Here is a 17,696-nt window from a genome sequence, read left to right as displayed (position 1 = left end):
TTTAAGCGGCCTATAAGTCGCTTGCTTGCCCTTCCAGCCACGCAGCCAACTGCTCGGTGAGCGCATCGCTGGCGCGACCGAACGCATCGACGACATCTGGGATATCGACACTGCTTGCCTGTACTCGGGTAGCAAAGCTGTTAGCGGTTATCGGCTTACGACTCTGCGCACCGACCAACTGAACGTCTAGCTGCACGTTAACGCTGGGGGGAATGTTGTCATATTCACTCTGAAAATGGCGCAGTTCGCTGAGCAACACCACATCGCTGGGTAAACGGTCGCTGCCCACGTTGGCAAATAGCTGGAACTGCTGAAGCCCTGAAATTAAACGTGTTTGCAGTAAGTCGGGGGCATCGTCATACCAGCGAGCACCTTCGTATACATTAACCACATTGCGTTCTGGGTATACCACAATGCGGTTGCTTCCCAGCAAGTGACCCGCTTCAGGAGCTGCTACGCCCAGACGTAAGGGAAGGGGGGCAGAAGCAAGGGATGTCGGTGACTGAGTCGACGCGGGTAGGCGATAGAGTGTTGCGGGTTCACCTTGAGGCAGTATGGTGCAACCCGCTCCCAATAAAAGGGCGATAGCCGTTAGGGCAAGTGTGGGGCGCAGGTTCATGGGCGGAACTCCTCTACCTTGTCGCGGCCTAGGAAAAAGTCTGCCGGGCTCTCTTCGAGCTGGCGAGTAATTCGATCAAGATTGGTCAGGGTTGAGCGAAGTGCCGATATCGCGGGGGCGATATCTTGTGCACCTTGCAGCGTGCCATCCACGGCCGCCGCATTATCGTTGATTAACTGCTCCATACGTTGGGCGGCGCTTGCGACACTGCGACTGGCACTTTCAGCGCTGCGCATAACTTGCTTACCGTCCTGCTGCAGCAGTTGACTGGCTTCCTGGGTAAGCGTATCGATACTTTCAAGTGTTGCTGTTGCTTGGCGCGATACGTCACCAAACAGCATCATGTTTTCGTCGAGTGCGCTTTGTTGTGAGGCGATCATGTCAGTGATTTTTACAATATTCGTGAGAATATTGCCTGCTTGCTCGCGGTTGCTATCGTCAAATAATTCATTAACGTTTTGCAAAATGGAGTTGATGTTTTGGATCATTGTCTCCCCTTCATCAAACAGGGTGGCAATGGGGGAAGGGTCAGCGAGAATAAACGGAACATCATCACTGGTTTGATCTAAGAGGCGTGGACTATCGGGCGTGCCACCATACAATTGCACCGACATACTTCCTGTAATGCTGGCGAACGCTAGCTTGGCGCGAGTATCTGTTTTAATTGGTGCACTTTGGTCGACCTGAATGCTCACGATTACCTGGCGGGGGTCATCGGGGTTAAGCACCAGATCGGTGACATCACCGACCTCGATACCATTATATTTCACTCTACTACCCACGGATAAACCACTAACGCTACGTTCAAATAGGATGCGATAGGGTTGGTAGTCACGCTCTCCAGATGCGTAGTTCATCCAAAGTGCAAATAAGAGTGCCGCCACCGCTGTTAATAGGGTAAATAGGCCGATCAAAATATGGTGCGCGCGCGTTTCCATATGTGCGGTTACTCCTTGCTAATCGTTGAGGCGACAGAATGTTTAGCAGCACGTCCACGGGGGCCGTTAAAGTATTCCTGAACCCATGCGTCGTCGGTTTTAGCGACATTTTCAAGGGTGTCAGTTACCAATACCCGCTTTTGCGAAAGTACCGCAACTCGGTCGCAGGCGGCGTAAAGCGTGTCAAGATCGTGGGTGACCAAAAAAACGCTAAACCCCAGCGCATCACGCAGTGTCACCAGTAGCTGATCGAATGCCGCAGCGCCGATAGGGTCAAGGCCTGCCGTAGGTTCATCCAGAAACAAAATATCCGGATCAAGCGCGAGGGCGCGGGCCAGGGCTGCACGCTTCACCATGCCGCCTGAGAGCGATTCTGGAAACTGCAGCGCTGCTTTAGCTGGTAGCCCAACGAGCGAAAGTTTGATACGCGCAAGATATTCAGCGTCCTCTCTGGGTAGCTTAGCGTGCTCAATCAACGGCAGGGCGACATTCTCCTGTAAATTCAGTGAGCTAAATAAGGCTCCACGTTGGAACAATACGCCAAAACGGCGTTCGACTTGGCTACGTTGCTGTTCATTTAACTCGTTAAGGCGAGAGCCCAGCACATCGATAGTGCCGCCATTTGGGCGCTTCAAACCAACAATGCTGCGTAGCAGTACGGACTTGCCGGTTCCCGAGCCGCCCACGACACCAAGAATTTCCCCGCGTTTTAAGGTTAAGTCGAGGGCTTCATGGACAACAACAGGACCAAAGCTATTGACTAGCCCTTGAACCTGGATGACGGGCTGATCGTGTTGTTCAGATTGAGAGTGCGTTGTCGTCACCATCCCATCTCCATAAAGAATAGGGCGGCCAGGGCATCGATCAGAATCACCATAAAAATCGATTGCACGACGCTAGAAGTGGTATGAGCACCAACGGATTGCGCGCTACCGCTCACCTTGAAACCCTCAAGGCAACCAATAACAGCAATCACAAAAGCAAATACGGGCGCTTTACTAAGGCCTACCAGAAAATGAGTAACGGAAACATCTTTTTGCAGCGTCGCTATAAACTGGGTGATGGAAATATCCAGCGATAGCGTTGCCACCATGGCACCCCCTACTAAGCCGCTTAGCATACCTACGAAAGCTAGCAGCGGCAGGCTGATCAACATGGCCATAACACGGGGAAGAACCAGCAGCTCAATGGGATCCAGACCTTGTGCTTGCAAAGCATCAATCTCTTCATTGGACTTCATGGCACCTAACTGTGCGGTAAAGGCACTCGCTGTTCGGCCTGCTAGTAAAATAGCCGCCAATAACACGCCAAATTCGCGTAGAAATGAAAAGGCAACTAGGTCAATGGTGTATATCGTGGCGCCGAAGTCTTTTAGGACCGTAGCTCCTAGAAAGGCGACAACTGCACCCACCATGAAGGTCAGTAGAGCAACAATAGGGACGGCATTCAGTCCGCTCTGTTGAACATGAGCCACCGTTGCGGTGATTCGCCAACGGTGAGGGCGAAATAGTAAAGAAAACAGCGTCGCCAAAACTAATCCCACAAAGCCAAGCAGCTGGCGCTGTTGTTCCCATAATGCAGCTACCTGTTGGCCAACGGTGGCTAGTGCATCGGTAACACGATGTGGGGAGGCAGGCGCTACATCGAGAGGTTCTTCCATTGCTTCTGCAATGCGCACCAGTAACGCCAGCTGTTCTTTAGGCAGATCAGCCGCCCATTCGGACACCTGTTTGGCCTTTTTGACGCCAATAAGCTCAACGATAAGCGTCGCACCTGCGGTATCTAGTCGTTTAAAGCCGCTCAGCGTCAGCCTGTTGCTTGATGAAATACTACCCAGCTGGCGCAACGTACCCTTGATGTCACGGTAATAACGAAGCGTCCACTCGCCGTGAAGTGACACGTGGCCACTTTCTTGCGTTATCCACTCGCTTTGCATCCGTGCTCCTTGTCGTTTGAGACGATACAGCGAAGTTGTAATGATGCATTCAAACGAGCGTTAGTTAAAGCTGAATTAGCCCGCTTTTGAAAACTCTCTCCACGCCGCGTAAGTGCTTAGAAAAACACGCCCAGTCAGTGCATCCAGGAAATCACTCTTTTTGAGCTGATCCATCACTGGTCCCTTCACCTCCGCTAAGTGTAGCTTCACATCGGAATCTTTTAAGCGAGCATTGATAGCATCAAGGCTCTCCAGTGCGGACGCATCAATCAAGTTTACGGCTGAACAAATCAGCACCACATGCTCTAGCTCAGGGCGGCTGGCCACTAAGTTGTAAACGGTATCTTCCAAGTAACGAGCATTGGCGAAATAGAGGCTCTCATCAATGCGCAGAAGTGCTGCATGGCTCACTGTTTCCACGTCGTGACGCTCTATGTTACGAAAATGCTCTGTATCTGGCACACGGCCTACTAGGGCGCTATGAGGTCGGCTGGTGCGATATAAAAATAGTGCGATAGAAAGCACGACACCACCAATAATGCCGGCCTCTATTCCTTCAACCAGTGTCAACAGAATCGTCACGGCCATGGCGGCAAAGTCACTGCGGGAGTAGTGCCACGTTTGCCTGAGCATGGGAATATCCACCAGTGTCAGAATAGACACGGTAATGGTTGCGGCCAGTGTGGCGATTGGTAAGTAAAAAAGCCAGCCGGTAAAGGCCATTGTCACCAGTGCAATCCCTAATGCTGCAAAAGCGCCAGCGGCAGGCGTTTGTGCACCCGCGTCATAGTTAATAACGGTACGCGAGAGGCCGCCGGTAACGGGCATGCCGCTGGTAAACCCTGCTGCGAGATTGGCTGTGCCCAAACCAATCAACTCTTGGTTAGGTGAAATACGTTGGCGCCGTTTTGCCGCTAGCATTTGCCCCATAGATACTGACTCAACAAACCCGACTAAACTAATTAACAGCGCTGGTATTAGTAGCGCTCGCCACAGTGATGCATCTACCCATGGAAAGCTCAACGCTGGTAGGCCACTTGGAATAGTACCAACAACGGCAACACCGTCGTCAGCCAGTTGCCAGTGCCAGGTGGCAAGCGTGGTGACAACTACCGCAAAGACGGGGCCTGCCTTGGTGATTAAGTCCGCAAAGGGCGTTGGTAAGCCGATAGCGCGCAGGCTCTTTTTACCGTAGCGCCGCATTGCGACAAGAAAAAACAGCGTGCCAGCACCAATAACCACGGTGTAGGGATTAAAAGAGGATAAGTTAGGCAGTAGCGTCATGACACGCTCTACCAGAGTAAAACCACTGCTTGAGACGCCCATCAGGCTACCCAGCTGACTGACCGCAATAAGAATCCCCGAGGCTGTTAAAAAGCCAGAAATAACGGGGTGGCTTAAGAAATTGCTAAAAAAGCCCATTCTCAACGCGCCCATGGCTACCAATATGCCCCCAGATAGCAGCGAAAGCACCAACGCCGCTTGCAGGTAGTCAGGGCTGCCGGGAGCGGCGACCGACGAGAGTGCTGCGCCGGTCATTAATGCAATGATCGCCACTGGCCCCACGGCCAGGGTTCGGCTGGTACCTAACAAGGTATACATTAGCTGCGGCAAAATGCTGGCATACAAACCAACGACGGCAGGTAATCCCGCCAGTAGGGCGTAGGCCAGCGACTGCGGGATAACCATCACCGTCACGATTAATCCAGCCAGTACATCAGCGCCCAATAGACGCTTATGATAATGGGGCAGCCATGTCAGAATTGGGAAATAGCGCTTAAACATAAGCTCCTGGCGTTAGCCTCATCCTTTCCATCAACCCGTCTGTCTTAAACGGCCAGTTTACCGCGTTGTGTGGCCAATGGTGCTTTACTTTCAAACAAATAGTGGTTCTCCCCCCAAAGTGCTACTTCATTCATTAGGATAACCCGTTAAGCTGGCGTGAAAGTGGCTTTTGGCTCTTTTGATCAATCTTGACCCACTGCTCAATAACGCCAAATAAAAAGAGTATCCCCTACATGCAACTACTTCGGCTGTTAGTACCTCTGGCAGTACTAGGCGTTTCTGCCTGGATGGTGTCTCAACCTGGTGCACTTCCTTATATCTCACTGCTTCTCGCTACCTTGGCAGGAGCGACCTTGATACTCAATGCCCTTAATAAAGTATATGCAGCGGATCAGAGCCGTTTGATACGAGGCATTAACGGCGTAAAAGCAATTCGTGACTACGGTTCTCTTCGGGCGATGGCTTATCGGCTAATGAACCGCGCAAGCAGCACGGCCATTGCCTCGGCAGAAGTGTCACATTATGCCGACCTTATGGCTCAGCGACTTACCAAGCAGGAAACCATGGCCAGTGATGCCTCGTCGAGTATGAGTGCCATTAATGCGGCCATTATGCAGGTAAGCGTCAGTGCTTCACAGGTTGCTTCACTTGCTGAAAGCGCCCGCAAGGCAAGCCACCAAAATCATGCTGAGTTGGCCGATATCATCAATGATATGAGCGATGTTGCCGAACGCTCTAATCAGGCGCTCGATATGCTGACCGCATTAAACGATAAAATCGAGCGCGTACGTAATGTCACCTCAATGATTGAAGATATTGCTGAACAAACCCACCTGTTGTCACTCAATGCTTCAATTGAAGCTGCGCGAGCGGGAGAGCATGGACGGGGGTTCGCGGTTGTCGCGGGAGAGGTGCGAAATCTGGCACTCAAAACATCGACGGCGACTCAAAATGTCGATGAGCTTGTAAAAGATATGCATCAAAGCGGCCAGAGTGTTGTTGGCACCATGGGGACGCTTATGAATCGTATCCGTGAGCGTTCTCAGGGGATGCAGCAAGTAGGCAGTAGCCTAGCCACCATGACGGGGCAGTTCGACCAAGTTGAGCAGGAAATTACCAGCGTCGCAGAAGCAATGGAAAGCACTAAAGCACATAGCCAGACAGTTGCCGAGAGCTTACGTCAGCTTGAAGATGATGTAGATGAAGGCAATTGCGATATGCGTGATTTAGCCCAACAGGCACGCGCGTTGATGGAAGCCGCCGAAGGGGTTGATGGCGAGCTGGCGCAGCAGCGTCTGCAAGGTCGTCATCAGCATGTGTTTAGCGCAGCTCGCCAAGCTGCCGATCGCATTGGGAAACTGTTTGAAAAAGCGATAGCCAGCGGGGAGTTGTCAGAAACAGCTCTTTTCCAGCCTGATTACGTGACCATGCCAGGAACACGGCCACCGCTTTATCACACCGGTTTTGATACGTTCACTGACCAACAGCTGCCTAGCCTTCAAGAACCTTTGCTTACTGAGCATGGATTGAGTTATGCCATTGCCTGTGACCGCAACGGCTATGTTCCCACTCATAATGCTGCCGTTAGTCGTGAGCCCACCGGCGACTATGATCATGATTTAGCGTACTGCCGTAGTAAGCGTATTTTCAGCGACCCAACGGGTAGCCGTTGTGGTGCTCATGAGAGCCCTTTGCTGCTGCAAACTTATAAGCGTGACACTGGCGAAATCATGCATGATCTTTCAGTACCCATTTATATTAATGGTAGGCACTGGGGAGGCTTTCGCGTTGGCTATCAGCCCGAAAAAGCGACTCATACCACGGTTGTGACCCTTGAGAAACAAGCGGTATCCGTCTCAAAGAGTCGCCGTTTGGCGCGGGCGTGATTGCCAAGAGGACCAGGAGTAGAGCGCTAAGCCAGTCCAAATCATGATAAACGTAGCTAGTTGGATAATACCCAGTGGCTCCCCAAAAATGGCTATCGCAATTAGGAATTGAATACTGGGGTTGATGTACATCAGAAACCCCAGCGTGGCCAGCCGTAAGCGTCGTGCGGCCCCAGCAAAAGCCATCAGCGGCAGTGCCGTTAGCACGCCGCTCACCACTAATAATGCGCTCATTGGTACATTATGGATAAAGTGAGATTCGCCCTGCCAATTTAGCCAAGTAAGCGCCATTAATGCCAAAGGAAGCAGTAGTAGCGTTTCTACAAACAAGCCCGATAGCCCATCAAGGGGGACTTGTTTGCGAAACAGTCCATAGCTACCAAAACTAAGTGCCAGCAACAGACTAATCCAGGGTAACTCTCCCAGCATGACGAACTGTATCGCAATCGCTAAACTCGCTAAGCCAAGGGCAACCAACTGAAGACGCGTCATGACTTCTCGCAGCACCAGCACTCCCAATGCCACGTTGACCAATGGGGTCAAGAAGTAGCCTAAACTGGCTTGCAATACCTGTTTGCTTTCGACAGCGTAGATATAAAGACCCCAGTTAAAGGCAATCAATAAAGCGCAGGCGAGTACGCGCCCCAAGCGTTTAGGCTCGACAAGTGCTGCGACCACCGGCTGCCATCGGCGTAGAAGGCTGATTAAGCCCACCAAAAATAGGCACGACCACAAAATCCGGTGAGTTAGCACTTCAAAGGCAGGAACGCCGTCAAACAGGGCGAAAAATAGCGGAAAACAGCCCCACATGGTGTAGGCAGTTAAACCGAACATGACGCCTTTGACTGCTTCAGGATCCTTTGGTGTGGATGAAAGCATAGCAGCCTCATTAATTTAAAATGCTAATCTAGCACATAAACGACGAACACACTGATGCAAAGGAGACGTGGCATGAGCCAACTGAAAACGAGTTTGGTGCAGTGCGATTTACGCTGGGAAGACCCCCAGGCTAACCACGCGCATCTCGAAAAATTACTAGGTGATTTAGATAGTCGCGATACCGACCTGATTGTATTGCCAGAAATGTTTGCTACCGGCTTTACTATGAATTCACGGGAAATGGCTCAGCCAATGGCAGAAAGCCAAAGTGTTGCATGGTTACAAGACCAGGCTACTGCGCGTGGTTGTACCATGACTGGCAGCGTGGCAATTGTTGATCAAGGCGAGTACTTCAACCGTATGATATGGGCGATGCCGGATGGAACGCTACGTCATTACGACAAGCGGCACTTGTTTCGCATGGCCGGTGAGCATGAACGTTATGGTATGGGAAACAACCGCCAAATTGTTGAGCTAAAGGGCTTCAAACTGTTGCTAAGCGTTTGTTACGACTTGCGCTTTCCAGTATGGATGCGCCAACAGCCAGCAGAGGGCGAACATTTCGAGTATGATGCGGCGCTGTGTGTGGCCAACTGGCCTGCACCCCGGCGGCACCCATGGCGTACGCTTTTACAGGCGCGCGCGGTGGAAAACCTAGCCTACGTTGTAGGCGTAAATCGCGTCGGTGAAGATGCCAAAGGGCTCGCCTATAGTGGCGATTCCATGCTGGTCGATTTCAAAGGGGAACCGCTGATCGACCATCCCGCAAATGCCTCGTTTATTGAAACGGGGACGCTAGATAAAACGGACCTAGATGCTTTTCGTGAAAAATTTCCTGCCTGGCAAGATGCCGACCGCTTTAAGCTGCTGCCAGGAGTGGGCCAATAATGCGCCTTGATCGCTTTCTTAGTGAAACAACCCCGTTAACGCGCAGCCTGGCAAAGCGTGCGCTGAAAAATGGTGAGGTAACCCTCAACGGCGAGCCAATTAAGCAGTCATCTATTCACGTTGATACCCAGCAAGATGAGGTAAAACTTAATGGGGAAACGCTGGTGCTAGTCGGGCTGCGTTACCTGATGATGCATAAGCCAGTGGATGTTGAGTGTACTGCTCGACGCGGGCTTTACCCGCGTGTTGTTGACTTAATTGACCTCCCCAAAGCGGAGCGACTGCAGCCAGTAGGGCGGCTCGATGTCGATACCACTGGTTTGCTATTGCTCACCGATGATGGTCAGTGGTCTCACCGTGTCACCTCCCCACGCCATCGCTGTGCCAAGGTCTATATCGCACAGTTGGCAGAGCCCATGGAGGGTGAGGCTGCGCAGTGGGCAGTTAATCAGGCGGCGGAAGGTATTATGCTAGACGGTGAAGAGACACCCACCCAGCCCGCTACGCTGCGCTTTATTACCCCCTTGCAAGCTGAACTGACCATTACCGAGGGGCGTTACCATCAGGTGAAGCGCATGTTTGTCGCCTTAGGTAATCACGTGAATTCGCTACATCGCCACTCAATTGGTGGCGTCGCATTACCGGATGATTTAGCACCGGGCGAGTGGCGAGAGCTAACGCCCAGCGAGGTCGCCAGCTTCTAACCTTAAGTAGCCTCAGCGTTGATCGATTTCATACCCGATAAGGCGTACCACTGTCTTATCGGGGTAGAGCTACGTTTAGACTGAAATTTATACCGTTATCTTGCTTTGGTTTATATTTGCACTCACCGACCAACAGTGCCGCGGCTAGCGTCAATGTTAATCACAGGGTCAGTGCAAACATAAGGTCAGTGCAGACATAGAATCAGTGCAAATGAGCAGCTTCTATTAGCGCTTTGGTATAGCTATGTTGAGGGGTGGACAGTACCTCAAGACAATCCCCTTGTTCGACAACCTCTCCGTCTTTTAACACCATCACTCGATGCGCCATAGCACGAACGACAGCAAGGTCATGGCTAATGAATAGGTAGCTTAATTGGCGGCGTGCCTGAAGCTCACGCAGCAGTGTCACCAGCTGTTTTTGTACGGTTCGGTCAAGTGCGGAGGTGGGTTCATCGAGTACTAGCAGTTCAGGTTCTAAAATAATAGCTCGCGCCACGGCAATACGCTGGCGCTGACCACCAGAAAACTCATGGGGATAGCGGGCAGCGCAGCTTTCAGGTAAACCGACTTCCAGCAGCGTTTGATGCACCCGCTTGGTGATTTCCTCGGGCGTAAGCTTGGGGTAATGGAAGCACAAGCCTTCGCTGATAATGTCAAAGACGGGCATGCGCGGCGAGAGTGCACCGTAAGGATCCTGGAAGACCATTTGAAGTCGATGCCGTTGGCGACGTAGTGCATCGCCTGTGAGCTGGCTTAACGTCGCATCACCTAGCGTGACGTCTCCCAGGCTAGGCACCAAACGCATGATCGCCGAGGCAAGGGTGGTCTTGCCTGAACCAGACTCTCCAACAATGCCCAGTGTTTCGCCAGGCGCGATGCTCAAGTCAGTGGCTTTTAACGCTTCAAAAGCGGGCGGCTGGCGTTTAAAAAGGCCGCTTTTAGGGCGTTTAAAGCTGACACTCAGCTTGCGTGCCGTCAGTAATGGCGTGGTGTCAGTAGGCGCAGCAGGCCGGCCTTCCGGTTCTGCCGCCAAAAGTGCTTTGGTGTAATCGCTTTGGGGGTTGTGAAAGACATCAGCAATGCTTCCCGCTTCTTGTACTTTTCCTTGATACATCACGCACACGCGATCAGCGTGGCGGCGGACTAAATTTAAATCATGGCTGATGAATAGAACGCCCATCCCGTAATGATCACGTAGCTCTTTCAGTAGCGCCAGGATGTCTTGTTGCACTGTCACATCGAGGGCGGTAGTGGGCTCATCGGCAATCAGAAGTGCGGGATTGTTGGCAATGGCCATGGCGATCATTACCCGCTGGCGCTGGCCTCCTGATAGCTGGTGAGGCCATGCATCCAATAATTCATCGGGTCGTGGCAGCTTAACTTGCTCTAGTAATGCTTTAGCTCTGGTGCGTGCCGCCTGTCCGCTAAGCCCCTGGTGTAAGCGTAAGGTTTCACCAATTTGCTTGCCGATACGGTGCAGCGGATTCAGCGAGGTCATCGGTTCCTGAAAGATAAACCCCACGCGATTGCCGCGCACACTGTTCCAGTCGCCTTTGGCAAGCTGGTCAAGGTTTGTCTCTTCCAGCCAGCGTTCTCCGCTGACGGTTGCGTTGCTTGGCAGCAGGTCAATGGCACCCAACGCTGAGACAGACTTGCCTGAGCCGGATTCACCGACAATAGCGAGTGTTTCACCGGCATTGACGATGAGCGAAAGCCTATCGACAACCACCTTGCCATCAAAGGCAACCGTGAACTCGTTGAGGCGCAATAGTGGCCTGGCATTGGTTGCTGGATTAGGCATGCTTGGTTTCCTGGGCAGGTGATTGATGCTGCTTCACATGTCGCGGGTCGAAGGCATCACGCAGCCCTTCACCAATAAACACCAGCAGTGAGAGCATAATGGCTAGGGTCATAAAGGCGGTGATACCCAACCATGGGGCGTGCAGGTTGTTTTTTCCCTGCGCTGCGAGTTCACCAAGTGAGGGCGCACCAGGTGGAAGCCCAAAGCCTAAAAAGTCCAGCGCGGTGAGGGTGCCAATGGCACCTGTGAATAGGAAGGGGATAAAAGTCAGGGTGGCTACCATGGCGTTAGGTAGAACATGCCGCCACATAATTAACCGCGAGGGGAGTCCCATGGCCTTGGCAGCACGGACATACTCCAGATTGCGTGCACGTAAAAACTCAGCACGTACAATATCGACCAACCCCAGCCAGGAAAATAGCAGCATAATTCCCAATAGCCACCAAAAACCCGGCTGAACAAAGCTAGCCAATATAATCAGCAGAAACAGCACCGGTAGCCCTGACCAGATTTCAGTTACCCGCTGCCCAATCAAATCCACTTTGCCTCCAAAGTAGCCCTGTATACCGCCAACAAATACACCTAACACTAGAGAGCCGGTGGTTAATACCAAAGCAAATGCCACGGAAAGCCGGAATCCATAAATGACCCGTGCCAAGACATCTCGTCCCTGGTCATCAGTGCCCAGCCAGTGACGGCTATCCGGTGGTGCAGGGGAAGGCTGGGTCATTTGCATATCGAGCGTTTGGTAGGAGAAGGGAATAATCGGCCAGAGTGCCCAGCCGTTATCGCTGATTTGCTGCTGAATAAAAGGATCTAAGTAGTCAGTGCGTGTCGGTAGAAAACCACCAAACTCAGTTTCTGGATAATCCACCAGTAAGGGGATATACCACTGCCCGTCGTATTGCATCACGATGGGTTTGTCGTTGGCGATCAGTTCAGCGAACAAGCTGGTAATAAACAGTACGCTGAATAACCACAGCGAAACTCGAGCTCGTCGATTCGCTTTGAAGGCGGCTAGACGACGCAATGTAATGGGAGAGAGGCGTGATGTTAAAAAAAGCATGTTCACGACTCCCTCGAAGCAAAGTCAATGCGGGGATCAACCCACACATAGGTCAAGTCAGATATCAGTTTCAGCAGCAGGCCGATCACGGTATACAAAAACAGCGTTCCAAAAATAACTGGGTAATCTCGCTGCATGACCGCCTCAAAGCCAAGTAAGCCAAGCCCATCCAGAGAGAAAATCACCTCGATCAGCAGCGCACCGGTAAAAAAGATGCCAATCAAGGCAGATGGTAGACCCGCAATAATAATCAACATGGCGTTGCGAAAAACGTGACCATACAGTATCCGCTGTTCATCAGCGCCTTTGGCTCTTGCTGTTAGCACGTACTGTTTGTGTATTTCATCTAGGAAACTGTTTTTGGTCAGCATTGTAAGTGTAGCGAAGCTGCCAATAGCAGCCGCCAATACTGGTAAGGTGATATGCCAAAAATAGTCTTTAATTTTTCCCCAGGTTGTTAATTCGTCAAAGTCGGGTGAGGTTAAGCCTCGCAGCGGGAACCAGTCTAAATAAGTGCCTCCCGCGAACACAACGATCAGAAGAATAGCGAATAAAAAGCCGGGGATTGCATAGCCAACAATTACCAGCCCTGACGACCAGACATCAAAGCGCGATCCATGGCGCACGGCTTTGCGAATTCCTAAGGGAATAGAAATGAGGTAAACCAGCAGCGTGGTCCATAGCCCAAGTGAAATAGATACCGGCAATCGCTCAATCATCAGCTCAATCACAGGACGGTCTCGAAAAAAGCTGGTGCCAAAATCGAAGGTAAGGTAGTCCGTCATCATGCCAATAAAGCGTTCATGGGCCGGTTTATCAAAGCCGAATTGTTGCTCTAGTTGCTCGATAAAACGCGGATCGATCCCACGAGCCCCCCGGGAATCATCGCTGACCTGCACATCAGCACCGCCCATATCCAAGCGTGTGCTCGCCATCGCATCGGCACCCTCAAAGCGGGCCAGCATTTGGTCAATGGGCCCTCCGGGTGCAGCTTGAACAATCATGAAATTAAGCAGCATGATGCCGAACAGGGTCGGTATCATTAGCAGCAGTCGGCGTAGGGTATAACGAGCCACAGAGAACTCCTTAAACAGGTTCAGCGACGGCGGTTACGACGCTGCAATGCTGCTTCACGTTCGGTATCTACCCACCAAGCATCTAAGTCCATCGCGTACTTGGGGAAGGGCTCTGGGTAGCCAAACTTGTCCCATACGGCGATTCGCGTTTCGCCGGAATGGTAATGAGGAATAACATAGAACCCCCAGCGCAGCACTCGATCAAGCGCCTGGGCGGTAGTGTCTAGCGTTTCACGATCACCAGCACGAATAAGCTGTTCGACAAGTTCATCAACGGCAGGATGTGCAAGCGCCATGCGGTTTCGGCTCTGGGGGGCTTCAGCGGCGGCGCTGGTCCAGAAGTCTCGCTGTTCATTGCCGGGATTATTTGATTGGGGGAAGTGGCTGATAACCATGTCGTAATCGTAGCTGCGCTGCCGGTTTAGGAACTGGTTAATATCTACAATACGCAACGATGTTTGCACGCCCAAGCGAGCCATGTTGCGTAGCATGGGTTGTACAACCCGCTCCAAACCTGAATCGTATAGCAACACTTCCACACTAAGGGGTTGGCCGGTTTCTTGATTAATCAGCGTGCCGTTTTCGACTTCATAGCCTGCTTCCCGTAACAGATCGAGCGCGAGCCGAAGCCGCTCACGCAGATCTGTCGGGTGGTCAATCGGCAAAGGGTCGGTAAACAGCCGCTCTGAATGATGAGAGGCGAGCAGTTCGTCTCGGAAGGGTTCCAGTAGTTCAAGCTCTGCTTCTGATGGTAGTCCTACGGCCTCCATGTCCGAGTTTTGAAAGAAGCTTTCGGTTCTTCGGTAGGCGTCATAAAAAATATTGGTATTCAGCCACGGGAAGTCGAACGCAAGGCTCAATGCTTCGCGGACGCGCGGATCCTGAAATTTTTCTTTGCGCAGATTGAAGACAAATGCCTGCATCATAGAGGGGTTGACGTCAGGCACAGTAAGCCGTTTAACCAAGCCATCTCGGTAGGCAGGGAAGTCGTAGCCAATAGCCCATGTGGCAGCCCGAGCGTCAGTCCTGAAATCGGTGAGGCCCGCTTTAAACGCTTCCCATGCAATATCGCGATCTCGGTAGTACTCATACACGATGCGATCAATATTATAGCGTCCAATATTGACCGGAAGGTCTTTGCCCCAGTAGTTCTCATCACGTTGGTAGACAATACGTCGTCCTGGATCTACCTCGCTGATGCGGTAAGGCCCGGACCCGGGATGCGCGTTAAGCGTTGGAGCAGTGAAGTCACGCGGCTCCCAGTAATGGCGCGGAAGGATGGGCAGCTGTGCCACGATTAACGGCAGTTCCCGTGATTCCGTATCGTTGAAATCAAAGCGTACTTGGTGCTCGTTTAAGGCGGTTACTTTCTCTACGCCTGAGTAGTAGCTCGCGTAAAAAGGGTTGCCTTCTTCGCGCAGCAAGTTTAGCGAAAATACTACATCATAGGCGGTGACCGGTTCGCCGTCTTGAAAACGCGCCTCGGGGCGAAGGTCAAACTCTATCCATTCTCGATTGGGATCTAGCCGAACGCCGTGAGCGAGCAAGCCATAAAGGCTAAAGGGTTCGCCTGGGTTGCTGGCCATCAAACTGTCATAAATTCTCGAAATGCCGGTGACCGGTGTGCCGCGAATAATAAAGGGGTTCGTCGAGTCGAAACTACCTCCCACCGCAGTGTGGGTAATAGTGCCGCCCTTGGGTGCGAGAGGGTTGACATGAGGGAAGTAGGGAAAGCCATCGGGCAGCTCGGGGCTATCATAAAGTGATAGTCCGTGCACTGTTTCAACTGGTTTTGCGCTGTATTGCTGCGTGTTGTCCGCAAGTAGCGACACACAAAATAGCAGGCTGCAGGTAAATAGTAGCGTCTTGGCAAACAACGTGCAGGGCGGCATTGATAACTTCCTGTAGTAACAAAGACTATATAATAAAGCCCAAGTAACAAAGCCTAAGTAGCAAATCCTGAGCAACCCCAGATAACAAAGCCCGTTAGCCTCCAGCTATCTCAACGTTACATCTTAACGTTCAGTAAGGGTTAGCAGCTGGCCTGGCTGAAGTGATTCAGGACGCTCGATAGCATTCCACCTGATCAAATCTTGTTGATTGACATTATAACGCGCGGCTATCGCCGATAAGCTATCGCCACTTTCAACGCGATGAGTATCCTGGGTAGCAGAAGACGCAAGGGTGGTATCACTGGGTTGCGACAGCTGAGCTAACACCTGGGTATCAACTTCTTCAGGCACCAATAATGTCTGTGCACTACGTGGGTCAAGGCTACCATTGAGCAGACCTGGGTTTAGCTCGGATAGGGCAGATTGGCTAACGTTGAGTAATTGAGATGCTTGGGTAAGGCTAACCGGTTGGGCTAGCTGAACCTTAGCGAAAGCGGGTTCAGGATGGATCTCTGGCAGGCTGACACCATACTGCTCTGGATCGTTAATGATCGTCGCAATGGCTTTTAGTTTGGGAACATATTGCATGGTTTCATTGGGTAGTGATAGTGCCCAATAATCGCCTGAAAGTCCTTGGCTCTGCGCTTGTCGCTGGGCACGATTAACGGTACCAGCGCCCGCATTATAGGCTGCTAATGACAGCATTAGATCGCCTTCATACCACTCTTCAGCCTGCATCTCTAGATAGTCGAGCGCTGCCTCAGTAGACGTTACTACATCTAGTCGACCATCGTAGTCACTGTTGCGAACCAAGCCTAGTGCATCCCCTGTGCCGGGCATAAACTGCCACAACCCAGCGGCACCACGGTGGCTGCGCGCGCTTGGATCAAATGAGCTCTCAACAAACGGAATCAGAGCAATTTCACCTGGCAAGCCACGCTCGTTGATTTGTTGGCTGATCCAGGCAAGCCAAGGAGTTGCGCGCTCGGTGATTGCCGCAATGTTTTCCGGGCTGGAGCGGTAGTGTTCAATCCACTTGTCTACGCGTGCCTGAGCGTCAGGTGACAGGTTTTTATCTTGCCATTGAAAGCTGGCGCGCAGTGAGCTCCAAGCATCCTGGGGCTCTAAATCTAGTGCATCCCAGAAGTAGTGATGAGACTGAGAAAGCGGGGTCGGTTTGGCCGATGCACGTGCAGTGTCAGCAGCTGCATTGACGTGGTTCGCATCGTTTGTTGATGCTTGAGAGCTGGCCGCTGCGGCTAAAAAAAGGCTCATAACAACCGTACTGCCAGCGCTCAATAATAAGCGCTGGCGAATCGTTCGATAAGTCATAGTCAGTTCGTTTCTATTCGATAGCGTTTTTAAAAACGGTTCTTCCACTCTCGTAGAGTGGTAAACGTAGCGAGGTCGTTATCATTCGCCCCTTGGTTTCCAACGGCTTGGCGCACGCTATTGGTGCCCACGCGGAGATAGGGGTTGATTTTCAGCTCGCGTCCTATCGTGCTGGGTAATGTCGGCCGGTTAAGTGCCCTAGCCTTTTCACACTCCTGCAATGCGTACCTTACATCTTCATTGTCAGGGTCTGCAGCACGTGCAAATATAAGATTTGCCTGCGTATATTCATGCGCTGCAAAGACCAGCGTATCTTCAGGAAGTTCCGCCAATGTTTGAAGCGATACCTGCATTTGTTCAGGTGTGCCCTCAAACAGCCGGCCACATCCGCCGCAAAACATTGTATCACCGCAAAACAGAAGCGGTGGAATGCCAGGAGTGAAGTAGCTCACGTGGTCTAGGGTGTGTCCGGGGGTAGCGATGACGCTGAACAAGCGACCCATAATGCGTACTTCATCACCATGCTCTACGGGCTCGTTTATTCCTTCAATGGCCGTGTTGGCTGGCCCAACCACTCTTGGTGAATAGCGTTTAACTAGCTCGGACAGCCCGCCGGTATGATCGTGGTGATGATGGGTGATGATAATTGTGTCTAGTGTTAAGGATTCACGCTCCAGAAGTTCAATCACGGGCGCCGCTTCGCCGGGGTCCACTACGCAAACACTTTGACTTGTGTCTTGTCTTAAGAGCCAAATGTAGTTGTCGCTTAGTGCGGGAATCGGTGTCACGCTCATCATGGGCGAGATCCTTTAAGTTCGAAATGATGCTTGCAGGTACGGCAGTCGCTGACACACAAGATGTTAAAAACACGTTACTCTGGAGGGAAGCGCTGTT

At 51.8% G+C, this 17,696-nt stretch carries 15 protein-coding genes; 3 read left to right on the top strand and 12 right to left on the bottom strand.

Translation table 11 applies throughout. The features are described 5' to 3' along the window. Window positions 1-10 precede the first annotated feature (10 nt). The 5 genes from HZS79_RS03290 to HZS79_RS03270 form a co-directional block, all read right to left on the bottom strand. A complete protein-coding gene (locus HZS79_RS03290; protein WP_179927017.1) occupies window positions 11-619 on the bottom strand; it encodes an ABC-type transport auxiliary lipoprotein family protein in 609 nt (202 codons plus the stop codon). Next, window positions 616-1,557 (bottom strand): MlaD family protein, encoded by a 942-nt coding sequence (locus tag HZS79_RS03285; RefSeq protein WP_162217253.1) that lies wholly within the window; start codon window positions 1,555-1,557, stop codon window positions 616-618. The genes HZS79_RS03290 and HZS79_RS03285 overlap by 4 nt, the downstream gene beginning before the upstream one ends. Before the next feature lie 8 nt (window positions 1,558-1,565). Then, window positions 1,566-2,384 (bottom strand): ABC transporter ATP-binding protein, encoded by an 819-nt coding sequence (locus HZS79_RS03280; protein WP_162217254.1) that lies wholly within the window; start codon window positions 2,382-2,384, stop codon window positions 1,566-1,568. Further along, a complete protein-coding gene (locus HZS79_RS03275) occupies window positions 2,378-3,493 on the bottom strand; it encodes an MlaE family ABC transporter permease (protein WP_162217255.1) in 1,116 nt (371 codons plus the stop codon). The genes HZS79_RS03280 and HZS79_RS03275 overlap by 7 nt, the downstream gene beginning before the upstream one ends. A gap of 75 nt (window positions 3,494-3,568) precedes the next feature. Beyond that, window positions 3,569-5,278, bottom strand: coding sequence for a SulP family inorganic anion transporter (locus HZS79_RS03270; RefSeq protein ID WP_162217256.1), 1,710 nt, complete (start codon window positions 5,276-5,278; stop codon window positions 3,569-3,571). A 233-nt stretch (window positions 5,279-5,511) separates the two neighbouring features. On the opposite strand from HZS79_RS03270, the gene HZS79_RS03265 reads away from it, so the two are divergent. Continuing rightward, window positions 5,512-7,164, top strand: coding sequence for a methyl-accepting chemotaxis protein (locus HZS79_RS03265; RefSeq protein ID WP_162217257.1), 1,653 nt, complete (start codon window positions 5,512-5,514; stop codon window positions 7,162-7,164). Here the strand turns inward: HZS79_RS03265 and rarD are convergent. Continuing rightward, window positions 7,135-8,043, bottom strand: a complete 909-nt coding sequence (rarD, locus tag HZS79_RS03260) for an EamA family transporter RarD (protein WP_179927016.1) — start codon at window positions 8,041-8,043, stop codon at window positions 7,135-7,137. The genes HZS79_RS03265 and rarD overlap by 30 nt on opposite strands. Before the next feature lie 72 nt (window positions 8,044-8,115). Between rarD and HZS79_RS03255 the strand changes: the two genes are divergently transcribed. Then, window positions 8,116-8,931, top strand: a complete 816-nt coding sequence (locus HZS79_RS03255; protein WP_162217259.1) for an amidohydrolase — start codon at window positions 8,116-8,118, stop codon at window positions 8,929-8,931. Beyond that, entirely contained in the window at window positions 8,931-9,635 is a 705-nt protein-coding gene (locus tag HZS79_RS03250) for a pseudouridine synthase (RefSeq protein WP_162217260.1), read from the top strand. The genes HZS79_RS03255 and HZS79_RS03250 overlap by 1 nt, the downstream gene beginning before the upstream one ends. A gap of 202 nt (window positions 9,636-9,837) precedes the next feature. Here HZS79_RS03250 and HZS79_RS03245 read toward each other — a convergent pair whose 3' ends face one another. From HZS79_RS03245 to gloB, 6 genes are all read right to left on the bottom strand, one after another. After that, entirely contained in the window at window positions 9,838-11,436 is a 1,599-nt protein-coding gene (locus HZS79_RS03245; RefSeq protein WP_162217261.1) for an ABC transporter ATP-binding protein, read from the bottom strand. Continuing rightward, window positions 11,429-12,502 carry an ABC transporter permease gene (locus HZS79_RS03240; protein ID WP_162217262.1) on the bottom strand — a complete coding sequence of 358 codons (1,074 nt, stop codon included), beginning with the start codon at window positions 12,500-12,502 and terminating at the stop codon, window positions 11,429-11,431. The genes HZS79_RS03245 and HZS79_RS03240 overlap by 8 nt, the downstream gene beginning before the upstream one ends. 2 nt (window positions 12,503-12,504) lie before the next feature. After that, complete coding sequence (locus HZS79_RS03235; RefSeq protein WP_162217263.1) at window positions 12,505-13,578, bottom strand: microcin C ABC transporter permease YejB; 1,074 nt, start codon at window positions 13,576-13,578, stop codon at window positions 12,505-12,507. Window positions 13,579-13,598: 20 nt separating this feature from the next. Next, complete coding sequence (locus HZS79_RS03230; RefSeq protein WP_179927015.1) at window positions 13,599-15,470, bottom strand: extracellular solute-binding protein; 1,872 nt, start codon at window positions 15,468-15,470, stop codon at window positions 13,599-13,601. Between the two features lie 123 nt (window positions 15,471-15,593). Beyond that, window positions 15,594-16,802 carry a transglycosylase SLT domain-containing protein gene (locus HZS79_RS03225; RefSeq protein ID WP_162217265.1) on the bottom strand — a complete coding sequence of 403 codons (1,209 nt, stop codon included), beginning with the start codon at window positions 16,800-16,802 and terminating at the stop codon, window positions 15,594-15,596. Window positions 16,803-16,831: 29 nt separating this feature from the next. Next, window positions 16,832-17,599 carry a hydroxyacylglutathione hydrolase gene (gene gloB, locus HZS79_RS03220; RefSeq protein ID WP_162217266.1) on the bottom strand — a complete coding sequence of 256 codons (768 nt, stop codon included), beginning with the start codon at window positions 17,597-17,599 and terminating at the stop codon, window positions 16,832-16,834. Window positions 17,600-17,696: the final 97 nt, after the last annotated feature.

The sequence above is a fragment of the Vreelandella zhaodongensis genome, from assembly GCF_013415115.1.
Taxonomy (GTDB): Bacteria; Pseudomonadota; Gammaproteobacteria; order Pseudomonadales; family Halomonadaceae; genus Vreelandella; species Vreelandella zhaodongensis.
This window is presented reverse-complemented; position numbering and strand designations above follow the sequence as displayed.